8 protein-coding genes are annotated in these 11,840 nt (G+C 72.6%); 4 read left to right on the forward strand and 4 right to left on the reverse strand.

Features of this window, described 5'->3' with window-relative positions:
* The first annotated feature begins 201 nt into the window (after positions 1-201).
* Positions 202-714 carry an NUDIX domain-containing protein gene (locus tag ACZ7LT_RS29010; RefSeq protein WP_471239064.1) on the forward strand — a complete coding sequence of 171 codons (513 nt, stop codon included), beginning with the start codon at positions 202-204 and terminating at the stop codon, positions 712-714.
* On the opposite strand, the gene ACZ7LT_RS29015 is transcribed toward ACZ7LT_RS29010, so the two are convergent.
* Entirely contained in the window at positions 705-3,143 is a 2,439-nt protein-coding gene (locus ACZ7LT_RS29015; RefSeq protein WP_471239065.1) for a glycoside hydrolase family 31 protein, read from the reverse strand. The two genes, ACZ7LT_RS29010 and ACZ7LT_RS29015, sit on opposite strands and share 10 nt — an antisense overlap.
* A 216-nt stretch (positions 3,144-3,359) precedes the next feature.
* Between ACZ7LT_RS29015 and ACZ7LT_RS29020 the strand changes: the two genes are divergently transcribed.
* Positions 3,360-5,372, forward strand: a complete 2,013-nt coding sequence (locus ACZ7LT_RS29020) for an acetoacetate--CoA ligase (protein WP_471239066.1) — start codon at positions 3,360-3,362, stop codon at positions 5,370-5,372.
* A gap of 30 nt (positions 5,373-5,402) precedes the next feature.
* Here ACZ7LT_RS29020 and ACZ7LT_RS29025 read toward each other — a convergent pair whose 3' ends face one another.
* The gene (locus tag ACZ7LT_RS29025; RefSeq protein ID WP_471239067.1) at positions 5,403-6,728 is read right to left on the reverse strand and encodes an aminotransferase class I/II-fold pyridoxal phosphate-dependent enzyme; all 1,326 of its coding nucleotides are present in this window, start codon (positions 6,726-6,728) and stop codon (positions 5,403-5,405) included.
* 40 nt (positions 6,729-6,768) lie between these two features.
* On the opposite strand from ACZ7LT_RS29025, the gene ACZ7LT_RS29030 reads away from it, so the two are divergent.
* Positions 6,769-8,040 carry an MFS transporter gene (locus ACZ7LT_RS29030; RefSeq protein ID WP_471239068.1) on the forward strand — a complete coding sequence of 424 codons (1,272 nt, stop codon included), beginning with the start codon at positions 6,769-6,771 and terminating at the stop codon, positions 8,038-8,040.
* Positions 8,041-8,062: 22 nt separating this feature from the next.
* On the forward strand, positions 8,063-8,974 hold the full coding sequence (locus tag ACZ7LT_RS29035; RefSeq protein WP_471239069.1) for a hypothetical protein: 912 nt from the start codon (positions 8,063-8,065) through the stop codon (positions 8,972-8,974).
* Positions 8,975-9,053: 79 nt separating this feature from the next.
* Here ACZ7LT_RS29035 and ptsP read toward each other — a convergent pair whose 3' ends face one another.
* Positions 9,054-10,724: a phosphoenolpyruvate--protein phosphotransferase gene (gene ptsP / locus ACZ7LT_RS29040; protein ID WP_471239070.1), complete on the reverse strand. Its 1,671-nt coding sequence runs from the start codon at positions 10,722-10,724 to the stop codon at positions 9,054-9,056.
* 104 nt (positions 10,725-10,828) lie between these two features.
* Complete coding sequence (locus ACZ7LT_RS29045) at positions 10,829-11,278, reverse strand: PTS sugar transporter subunit IIA (RefSeq protein WP_471239071.1); 450 nt, start codon at positions 11,276-11,278, stop codon at positions 10,829-10,831.
* Positions 11,279-11,840 lie beyond the last annotated feature (562 nt).

Genomic DNA, 11,840 nt, shown 5'->3' on the forward strand with positions numbered 1-11,840 from the left:
CCACCGAGCCGGCTTCGGACCGCGCATACGACCGCGCCCAGAACCGGCCGCCCGTCCCGCGCCCGGAGTCAGCCCCCGTCCCGAAACGGCCCCGCCCACGGCCCGGAAACCGCCCCGCCGCGAAAGCGGCCCCGGCCCCCGCACCCGCGCGGCCCCCGAAACCGCCCCCCGCCCCGCCCCGCTCCGCTATCGTCCGCGCCCGTGAACCACTCCCACTGCTCCAGCTGCGGAGCCGCCTACCCCGCGGCCGCCGCCACCGCCGACGCCTGGCCGCGCCACTGCACCGTGTGCGGTGACATGGCATACCGCAATCCGCTGCCGGTCGCCGTCGCCCTGCTGCCCGTCACCGACGCGACCGGCACCGGACTCGTCGTCATCACCCGCACCATCGCCCCGCGCAAGGGCGGCATCGCCCTCCCCGGCGGCTTCATCGACCACGCCGAGGACTGGCGCCACGCCGTGGTCCGCGAGCTCCGGGAGGAGACCGGCATCGACGCCCCGGCGAGCGACGTCCGGCTCGCCGACGCCATGAGCTCCCCGGCCGGCCACCTCCTCCTCTTCGGTCTGCTCCCGCCTCGAAGGGCCGCCGACCTGCCGCCGTCCCGCCCGACGGACGAGACCAGCGGCCACCACGTCCTGCGCGGCCCCGCCGAGCTGGCCTTCCCGCTGCACACCAACGCCGTACGCAACTGGTTCACGCACGCCTACGGCTGACCGGCCACCTCCGCCAGTCCCCGTACCCGTACGCGCTCCTCCACCGCCACGGCCCCCTCGTCCGTCACCCGCTCCACCACGACCCGCCCGTCGGCCAGCCGCGTCGCGTACCGCTCGATCTCCGCGGACTGCCACCCGTCCCCCCCGTCCCGCACGACCAGCCCGCCCCCGGTCCGTCCCGCCGCCGGCGCCCACACCTCCAGCTCCGTCCCCCCGTCCGCGCCCCGCACCGCCAGCACCGACCCCGCCCTCGCCAGCACCGGGATCCTGGACAGCGGAGCGCCGAGCAGCACCTGCCCGGGGCCCTCGTACGCCTCCCCGGTCGCCGTGTCGTACCACCGGCCGCGCGGCAGCCGCACCGCCCTGTGCCGCGTACCGCGCTCCAGGACCGGCGCCACCAGCAGCGCGTCGCCGAGCAGGAACGCGTCCTCGCAGTCCCGCAGCGCCCGGTCCTCCGGCGCGCCCCACCACACCGGCCGCACATAGGGCGCACCGGTGAGCCGGGCCAGCTGCGCGAGCGTGACGAAGTACGGGCGCAGCCGCTCCCGTTCGGCGAGCGCCACGCGCGCGTGCTCCAGGACATCGGGGCCGAACTCCCACGGTTCGCGCCGCCCCGCGTCGATCGCGGCGTGCGTACGGAACAGCGGCAGATACGCCCCCAGCTGGAACCAGCGCAGAAAGAGCTCCGGCGCCGGAGTCCCGTCGAAGCCGCCCACATCCGGACCCGAATACGGCACCCCGCACAGCCCTAGCCCCATCACCAGCGACAGCGAAGCCCGCAGCCCCGGCCAGCCGGTGGCCACATCACCGGACCATGTCCCGCCGTACCGCTGCATCCCCGCCCAGCCGGAGCGCGAGAAGAGGAACGGCCGCTCCTCGGGCCTCAGCCGCCGCAGCCCCTCGTACCCCGCCCGTGCCATCGCCAGGCCGTAGACGTTGTGGGCCTCGCGGTGGTCGCCGCCGCGCCCCTCCAGGGCGTGCCGGGCGGAGCGGGGCAGGGTCCGGTCGCCGAACGGCGCGAAGGACACCGGCTCGTTCATGTCATGCCAGATGCCGGAGAAACCCTGGGCGAGCCGCTCCTCGTAGAGCCCGCCCCACCACTGCCGTACGGCAGGATCGGTGAAATCCGGGTACACACACTCCCCGGGCCACACCACCCCCCGTACCTCCTCGCCGGCGGCATTCCGTACGAACGCACCCGCGGCCCTTCCCGCCGCGTACACCCTGTTCCCCGGGTCGGCCTTCACCGCCGGATCGACGATCGACACCAGCCGCACGCCCTGCTCGCGCAGCTCGCCGGCGAGCCGGGGGAGCCCCGGGAACCGCTCCCGGTCCACCGTGAAGACCTGGTGCTCGTCGTAGTGGTCGATGTCGAGGTGGAGGACCGACAGCGGCAGCCCCCGCTCCCGGTACCCGGCCACCACCCGCCGCACCTCCCGCTCGCTGCCGAAACCCCAGCGCGCGTGCTGCGGCCCCAGCGCCCAGGACGGCGGCAGCGCGGGCGCGCCGGTCAGCGCCGCCCACCCGTGCAGCACGCGCGCGGGGGTGCCGACCACCACCCAGCAGCGCAGCGGTCCGCCCCCCATCCGCACCTCGCTCGTGCCCGGCCGGTCGTGCCCCGACCCCGCGCCCTCCTCGCCCTCGCGCAGGGTCACCTGCCCGTCCCAGGAGTTGTCGTGGAACGCCAGATGCGTGCCCGCGTCGGCGACGACCAGCTGGACCGGCATCGTGATGTAGAGCGGATCCTCCTCCGGCCCGAAACCGCCGCCGCGCGGATCGGTGTTCCACAGCCGGTACGTGCCGTCGCGCAGCCGCGGTCCCGACGCGCGGCCGCCCAGCCCGAAGAAGCGCGCGTCCGCCGGCACCTCCGAGCGCTGCACCCACCGCGACGCCGTGCGGACCTGGCCCCGAGCCCCCTCGGTGGCCGCCTCCGCCGAAGTCCGCCCCGCGGCCCCCGCCGCGCCGCGCACCGGCTCCCACCAGCGCGGCGGCAGATCCCGGCGCAGCATCACCCCGCCAGGCGTACGGATCTCCACGGCACCGTGCCGGGAGACGCGTACGGTGACACGCTCTGCGACGACCCGCCAGCCACCATCCTTGTCCGGTTCCAGCACGGCCCGCGGATCGGGCTCCGGCGCCTCGCCCGCCAGCGCGTACGACGGAAGCGGCCCGGCCCCGTCCCACCCCCAGAACACGGTCCCGCCGCTCGCCACCCGCACCCGCAGTTCGGACCGGGCGAACCGGACGATTCCGCCACCGGGCAGCGGCTCCGCGCCCTGGACCTGCCCCGGCACCCGCGCCCGCTCGGCCCCTCGTGGTGGCAGCCCCCGTGCGTCCGTGCGCCGCTGCCGCCACGCCGAGCGCATGGCCCGCAGCCCCCGCACCGATCCGAACTCCCGCACCGAACGCACCAGCTCACGACCGTCCATGGCGTTCACCCTGCCAGTCGACCCGGTCGGAGCGTGGCCCGTTCAACTGCCGTTCACCCATGGTGAGACCACATATTCAGCCTCCCGACCATGGGGGGCGAACCCTGGTGCGAAGGACGATCACATGGCATCGTCCCTGTCAGCCGTGTCACGCGCACACCCCAGCACGTGCGCGGGACACACGCCTACACCGCGTACAGCCCGGGAGCAGTCACCATGTCGTCAGGGACCCCAGCGAACTCCGCGAACGCTGAGAGCGCTGCGCACGCAGCGAACCACGCGCCGCTCTGGCAGCCGGACCAGGACCGCATCGCCGCGGCGGCGGTCACCCGCTTCCAGACCTGGGCGGCCGAAAGGTTCGACGCACCGGCCGACGGCGGATACCCGGCCCTGCACCGCTGGTCCGTCGAGCACCTCGACACGTTCTGGCAGGCCGTCGCCGAGTGGTTCGACGTCCGCTTCTCGACCCCGTACGAGCGCGTCATCGGCGACCGCACCATGCCCGGCGCCCAGTGGTTCCCCGGCGCCACCCTCAACTACGCCGAGCACGCCCTGCGCGCCGCCGCCGAGCGCCCCGACGCGCCCGCGCTGCTCCACGTCGACGAGTCCCACGAGCCGACGCCGATCAGCTGGGCCGAGCTCCGCCGCCAGGTCGGCGCGCTCGCCGCCGAGCTGCGCGCCCTCGGCGTACGCCCCGGCGACCGGGTCAGCGGCTACCTGCCCAATATCCCGGAGGCCGTCGTCGCCCTCCTCGCGACCGCGGCCGTCGGCGCCGTCTGGACCTCCTGTGCCCCCGACTTCGGCGCCCGCAGCGTCCTCGACCGTTTCCAGCAGGTCGAGCCGGTCGTGCTGTTCACCGTCGACGGCTACCGCTACGGCGGCAAGGAGCACGACCGCCGCGAGACCGTCGCCGAACTCCGCGCGGAACTGCCGACCCTGCGCGCCGTGGTCCACATCCCCCTGCTCGGCACGGAGGCCCCCGAAGCCGCCCTGACCTGGTCCTCCCTGGTCGCCGGCGACGCCGAGCCGGTCTTCGAACAGGTCCCCTTCGACCACCCGCTGTGGGTGCTGTACTCCTCCGGCACCACAGGCCTGCCCAAGGCGATCGTCCAGTCCCAGGGCGGCATCCTGCTCGAACACTTCAAGCAGCTCGGCCTGCACTGCGACCTCGGCCCCGAGGACCGCTTCTTCTGGTTCACCTCCACGGGCTGGATGATGTGGAACTTCCTCGTCTCCGGCCTGCTGACCGGCACCACGGTCGTCCTGTACGACGGCAGCCCCGGCTACCCCGACACCGGCGCCCAGTGGCGGATCGCCGAGCGCACCGGGGCGACCCTCTACGGCACCTCCGCCGCGTACGTCATGGCCTGCGCCAAGGCGGACGTCCACCCGGCCCGGGACTTCGACCTCTCGGCGATCAAGTGCGTCGCGACCACCGGCTCCCCGCTCCCGCCGGACGGCTTCCGCTGGCTCCACGACGAGGTGCGCGAGGATCTCTGGATCGCCTCGGTCAGCGGCGGCACCGACGTCTGCTCCTGCTTCGCAGGAGCCGTGCCGACCCTCCCCGTTCACATCGGCGAACTCCAGGCCGCCTGCCTCGGCACGGACCTCCAGGCCTGGGACCCGCAGGGCAAGCCGGTCGTCGGAGAGGTGGGGGAGCTGGTCGTCACCAACCCCATGCCGTCCATGCCGATCCACTTCTGGAACGACCCCGACGGCAGCCGCTACCGCGACAGCTACTTCGAGATGTTCCCGGGCGTCTGGCGGCACGGCGACTGGATCACCCTCACCGACCACGGCTCCGTCGTCATCCACGGCCGCTCCGACTCCACCCTGAACCGCCAGGGCGTCCGAATGGGCTCGGCGGACATCTACGAAGCCGTCGAGCGCCTCCCGGAGATCAAGGAGTCCCTCGTCATCGGCCTCGAAGAGCCCGACGGCGGCTACTGGATGCCGCTCTTCGTCCACCTCGCCCCGGGCGCCACCCTGGACGACGCCCTGCGCGAGCGCATCAAGCGGACGATCCGCGCGGAACTGTCCCCCCGCCATGTCCCCGACGACATCATCGAGGTCCCCGGCATCCCGCACACCCTCACCGGCAAGCGCATCGAGGTCCCGGTCAAGCGCCTCCTCCAGGGCACCCCCCTCGCGAAGGCCGTCAACCCCGGCTCGGTCGACAACCTCGACCTGCTCCACCTCTACGAGGAGCTCGCCCGCACCCGTCGCTGACCCGGTACGGGGGGTGGGGACGGGAGCCCCTCACCCCCCGTACGTCGCCTCCGACTCGCCCAGCACGCCGGCGAAGTCCGCCGCGACCCGCGCCGCCTCTTCCACCGCGAGCCCCGCCGTCGTGATCCTCACCGCCGTCGGCGTCGAGATCCGGAAGCGCGCCCCGGCAGCCACCCACCAGCCGCGCGACCGCAGGCCGTTGACCACCGCCGACTCGTCCCGCACGGGCACCCACACATTGATCCCGCTGGCTCCATGTGCCCGCACCCCATACCGGCCCAGCTCCCGGATCAGCGCCTCCCGCCGCTCCGCGTAGGCCCGCTCGCCCGCCGCTACCAGCCGGCGCACGTCCTCGTTCTCCAGCAGCCCGGTCACCGTCTCCTGCAGTACATGGCTGACCCAGCCCGAGGTCAGCAGCATCCGCCCGTCGTGCCGGGCCAGGGTCGCCGCATCGCAGGCGACCCCCGCCCAGCGCAGGTCGACGCCGAGATGCTTGGACACCGTACGGACCTGCGCCCACCGCTCCAGCCCGGCCGTGGCCAGGGAGTACGAGGGCGCGCCCGCGATGTCCGCGTTGTGGTCGTCCTCCACGACCAGCACCTCGGGGAAATCACGGAGCACGCGCGCGAGGTCGTCCCGCCGCTCCTCCGAGAACGCGCCGCCCATCGGGCACTGCCCCCGCGGACTGCACACCACCGCCCGGACACCCCCGCGCAGCGCGACCCGCAACTCCTCGGGGCGCAGCCCCTCGTCGTCCACCGCCACCGGCACCATGCGCAGGCCAAGGGCCGGTACGAGATCCAGCAGGTGGTGGAAGCCGGGGTCCTCCACGGCCACCGCGTCACCCGGCCTCAGCTCGGTCGACAGCAGCCGTCCGATGCAGTCCAGCGCCCCGTGCGCGAAGGTCACCCGCTCCGTCGGCACCCCGTCCCGCGCGAACCACTCCCGGGTCAGCTCCTCGAGCCGGGGGAGCCGGGGTGAGCCGCGGTGCGAACCGAAGACCGGAGCGATCCGCGCCGGCGGCCGCAGCTCCGGAAGGAACGCCGGATCGGGGTGCCCGCCCGCCAGGTCCCGCAGTCCCTCCGGGACCTTGGGCGGCCGCCGGGACGCGACGGCCGGTGCCTCGGCCACCACCGTGCCCCCGCGGCCCCGCGTGACCACGACACCCCGCTGCCGCAACTCCTTGTAGGCCGTCGCCACCGTGCCCGGACTGACCGCCAGCTCATCCGCCAAGCGCCGTACGGGCGGCAGCGCGAGCCCCGGCCCGAGACTGCCTTCGGCCACGCCCCGTTCCACGGACGCGGCGATTTCCCTCGCCGTCGCCCCAGTGATCGCATATTGTGTTGCCACGTACACGAGAATGTACCAATACAAAACTGAAGTCAAGGGGGAGACAGTGAGCCTGACCAAGCGCCGGGCCGCACTCGCGGCACGCATCCCCGGCGGCCGCGACGGCCGCCGCATGCTCGTCGTCGCGTTCATCGACAAGACAGGCACCGGCCTCTGGGCGGCCGCGGTCGCCCTCTACTTCACCTACGTCGCCGGCCTCACCGTCGGTCAGATCGGCCTGCTCATCGGCGTCTCCGGAGCCGTCGGCATCGCCGGCGCACCCCTCGCCGGACGCCTCGCCGACCGCTTCCCGATCACCCGCGTCCTCATAGCCGCCCAACTCCTGCGCGCCGTGGCCCTGCTCGCCCTGCTCACCACCGACCACTACGCCCTGCTGATGCTCTACTCCGCGATCGGCACCCTCCCCGACCGCGCCGCCGGCGTCCTCACCAAGCTCTACGCGGCCCGCACCGCCGGGCCGGACCGCGTCCGCTACCAGGCCATCAACCGCACAGCCGCCAACCTCGGCTGGTCCGTCGGCGGCCTCGCCGCCGCAGCCGCCCTCGCCCTCAACACCAGCGCCGTCTACCAACTGCTCCTCATCGGCAACGCCGCCACCTACGTCCTGATCGCGCTCCTCACCTCCCGCTGCGGCGAACCCACCGCCCCCTCCCGGGTCGTCGCCGGCTCCACCACCGCCCCCACGGCCCCGCTCTCCAACCCCTGGCGCGACCGCACCTTCCTCCTCTTCACCGCCACCGAAGCGGCGCTCTTCCTCGACGACACGATCCTCCAGGTCGCCATGCCGCTGTGGATCATCCACGCCACCGACGCCCCCGTCGGCCTCGCACCGCTCCTCCTCGTCCTCAACAGCGTCCTCGTCGTCGCCCTCCAGGTCCCCCTCGCCCGCTTCGGCGCCACCACCAGCGCCGCCCGCACCCTCCTCATCCCCCTCGCCGCCCTCTTCGCCGCCGGCACACTCGCCCTCGCCGCCTCGGCCACCGGCGGCCGCTGGCTCGCCATCACCACCCTCGTCCTCGCGGCCGTCCTCCTCACCTTCGCCGAGATGATCCACGCCACCGCCTCCTGGGAACTCTCGGTCGCGCTCTCACCCGACGACGCCCAAGGCGCCTACCTCGGCGTCCACGGCCTCGCCGTCGCCGTCCAGCGCTGCGCCGGTCCGCTCCTGCTCTCCGCCGTCATCGCCGCGGGCCCCCTCGCCTGGCCCGCCCTCGGCGCCGCCCTGGTCGCAACCTGCGCCGCCCAGCACCGACTCGTCCGCCAGGGCCTCACCCCACGCTCACTGTCAGTGCCCTCGGTTACGGTGAGTGAGCATTGATCGACAGCGCTCAGGGGGATTCATGGCGCAGACCCGCACCACCCGGCAGACCACCTCGATGCGGCGCGCACTGCGCCGCGAAGTGCCCAGCATCGTCGGCCTCCTCGCCGACGCCCAGGACTTCGCGGCCATGCGCCACTACCGCACCTTCCGCTTCGACGACCACACCACCTACCTCCACCAGATCGAAGCCCTCCTCCGCACCCTCTCCGCCCAGGGCGGCCACACCACGGTCGCCCTCTTCGACCCCGAGGAGTACGCGGAGTTCTGCGCCGACACCGGACTGGACCCCGACAGCCCCGCCAGCCGCAGCCGCTACACCACGGAGCTCGCCGCCACCGGCACCCTCGTCCCCTATACGGGACAGCCGATGGACACCCTCGTGCCCACCCTCATCGACGCCGCCGTCCGCCGGGCCACCTGGGAGTACGCCACCACGCTCCTCGCCGGCCTGGGGGAGTGCGCCGACTGCGGCCAGGACGTCGGACGCGCCGCCTTCGACCGCGCCTCCCGGCTCCTGCTCCGCATCCTTGAAGCCGCCGGCCCCGGCATCCACCACCTCGTGTGCAGCGTCCCGGCCCACGACGAACAGCTCGTGGCCGTCCTGCACACCGAGACCCGCGCCACCGGCCCCGCCCACCTCGACGCGACCGAAGGGGCCGAGTTCACCACCGTCCTCGCGGCGGGCATCGCCCTCGGCTCCCCCGGCGGACTCGTCCTGCGCACGACCACACCGGACAGCCCGGACGCCCCCGACCGCCTCCACGGCTGGCGCCTGCGCCAGGGCACCCTGCACCCGCTCAACGACGCCGAGGTCTTCAACGCCTACTGCACCGACGCAGACACCGGAGAACCACTGTCCCCGGAGCCAGGCGTCGAATACCTCGCCGGATTCCCCCTCGACCCCGACGACGACTGGCCGCCCCACCACTGACCCCACACAGCGAAGGGGCTCCCCACCACCAGGTGGGAAGCCCCTTCACAACCACGCACTCACCGTGCGGCCGGCCGGATCACTCCCCGGACAGCACCGCCTGCGCGGCGACCCGCGCCTCGTCGGCCGAGTCCGCCGCACGCGCCGCGGCGGCAGCCCGCTCGCACTGCGCCAGCGTGTACTTGGCCAGCGTCGCCCGCACATACGGGATCGACGCCGCACCCATGGACAGGCTCGTCACACCCAGACCCGTCAGCACACACGCCAGCAGCGGATCGGAGGCCGCCTCACCACACACACCACAGCTCTTGCCCTCGGCCCTCGCGGCCTCGGCCGACAGCGCGACCAGATCCAGCAGCGCCGGCTGCCACGGATCCTGCAGCCGCGACACCGCACCGACCTGGCGGTCGGCGGCGAAGGTGTACTGCGCCAGGTCGTTGGTGCCCAGCGACAGGAACTCCACCTCCTGCAGGATCGAACGAGCCCGCAGCGCGGCGGACGGAATCTCCACCATCGCCCCGAACTTCGCCCGCAGCCCCGCCTCACGGCACGCGTCGGCGAACGCCTTCGCATCCGTACGGTCCGCCACCATCGGCGCCATGACCTCGAGGTACACCGGCAGCCCCTCGGCGGCCTTGGCCAGCGCGGTCAGCTGCGTCCGCAGCACCTCCGGGTGGTCAAGGAGCGTACGGAGCCCCCGCACACCCAGCGCCGGATTCGGCTCATCGACCGGAGTCAGGAAGTCCAGCGGCTTGTCGGCACCGGCGTCCAGCACCCGCACGACCACGCGCCCCTCGGGGAACGCCTCCAGCACCTTGCGGTACGCCTCGACCTGCTTCTCCTCGGACGGCGCCTTCTTGCTGTCGTCCAGGAACAGGAACTCGGTACGGAACAGACCCACACCCTCGGCACCGGCCTCCACCGCCGCCGGGACATCGGCCGGACCGCCGACGTTCGCCAGGAGCGGCACCTTGTGCCCGTCCGAGGTCGCGCCCGGACCGCTGGACGCGGCCAGCGCGGCCTTGCGCTCGGCGGCCGCCCGGGTCAGCTCCGCCCGCTTGTCCTCGCTCGGCTCCACGAAGATCTCGCCGGTGCTGCCATCGACCGCGATGAGCGTGCCCTCGGCCAGCTCACCCGCGCCCGGCAGCGCCACCACGGCCGGCACACCGAGCGCCCGCGCCAGAATCGCACTGTGGCTGGTCGGCCCGCCCTCCTCGGTCACGAACCCGAGCACCAGCGCGGGGTCAAGCAGCGCCGTGTCCGCGGGCGCGAGATCCCGCGCGATCAGTACGTACGGCTCGTCACTGTCCGGCACACCCGGCATGGGCACACCGAGCAGCCGGGCCACGATCCGGTTCCGTACGTCGTCGAGGTCGGCAACGCGCCCCGCCATGTACTCGCCGGCACTCGCCAGCAGCTCGCGGTAGTGGGAGAAGGCGTCGTAGATCCCGCGCTCGGCCGTGCTGCCGACCGCGATCCGGCGGTCGACGTCGGCGATGAGCTCGGGGTCCTGGGCGATCATCGCCTGGGCCTCCAGCACCGCCTGCGCCTCACCGCCGGCCAGATTGCCGCGCGCAATCAGGTCGGCAGCCACAGCTTCCACGGCCTTGCGAGCGCGCCCCTGTTCGCGCTCGGCCTCCTCGGCCGGAATCTGCTTCGCCGGCGGCTCGAGAACCGCTGTGCCCATGTGCCGGACCTCGCCGATCGCCACACCGTGGCTGACGCCGACGCCTCGCAGCGTTGTCTCCATCTCACCCGTCTCCGATTGAGCGGCGGCCCCAGCCGCCGCGTTGAATGTCCCACCCACGCTCGTCCCGGGCGGCCGTCACGGCCGTCACCAGGACGACGCCGACGTCACTGCCAGCTGAACAGCGAGTCGCCGGCCTTCACATCGCCGTCTTCGACGAGACCGGAGAGGGACTCGGCCGTGGCCTCGAGCGCCACGACGGGGCTGATGGGAGACTTGCCCGCCTCTTCCACGGCGGCGGGGTTCCAACGGATCAGCGCCTGTCCGCGCGTGACCGTGTCCCCCTTGTTGACGAGGAGCTCGAAGCCCTCGCCGTTGAGCTGAACAGTGTCGATACCGAGGTGCGTCAGCACCCCGTGCCCCTCGCTGTCGACGACGACAAAGGCGTGCGGGTGAAGCGAAACGACAATGCCGTCGACGGGCGCGACGGCCTCCGAAGGCTCACGTACGGGATCGATGGCGGTACCCGGACCGACCATCGCGCCCGAGAACACGGGGTCGGGTACTGCGGTGAGACCGATGGCGCGTCCAACAAGTGGCGACGTCACGGTTGTCATGGGAAGCCTCCCAGGGGCGGAGATTGTTGCGCCGTCACTACCTGTCCTGGACGGCGTACTGTTCAGAAGCGTATGTCATAGGAAGTCCTAGTTCCGCACGAGAGGTCGTGGTTGGCGGACCTAGGGACTACCGGAAACGATTTGCCTCTTCTGGCGTGGAGCTGTACTGTCGTACTCCTGCCTGACCTCAACGCGACGTTGAGTCGTAGGTCGGCAGCCGCACCTTCAAGCCGCGATCCTACCCAACTGGTCTACACCTCTGCATGTCCGCATGCTCCGGGGTGAGTGGTCAGAGGGACGGAAAACGCCTGATAGAGTTCGGACCGCCGGAAAGGAAACCGCGAAAGCGATTTCCCGGAAAGCAGCCCCGATCCGACGGGGAATCGGACACGAAAGAGTCTGATAGAGTCGGAAACACGAAAGACCGAAGGGAAGCGCCCGGAGGAAAGCCCGAGAGGGTGAGTACAAAGGAAGCGTCCGTTCCTTGAGAACTCAACAGCGTGCCAAAAGTCAACGCCAGATATGTTGATACCCCGTCTCCATTACGGAGATGAGGTTCCTT

Source organism: Streptomyces sp. NPDC039465 (assembly GCF_055639315.1).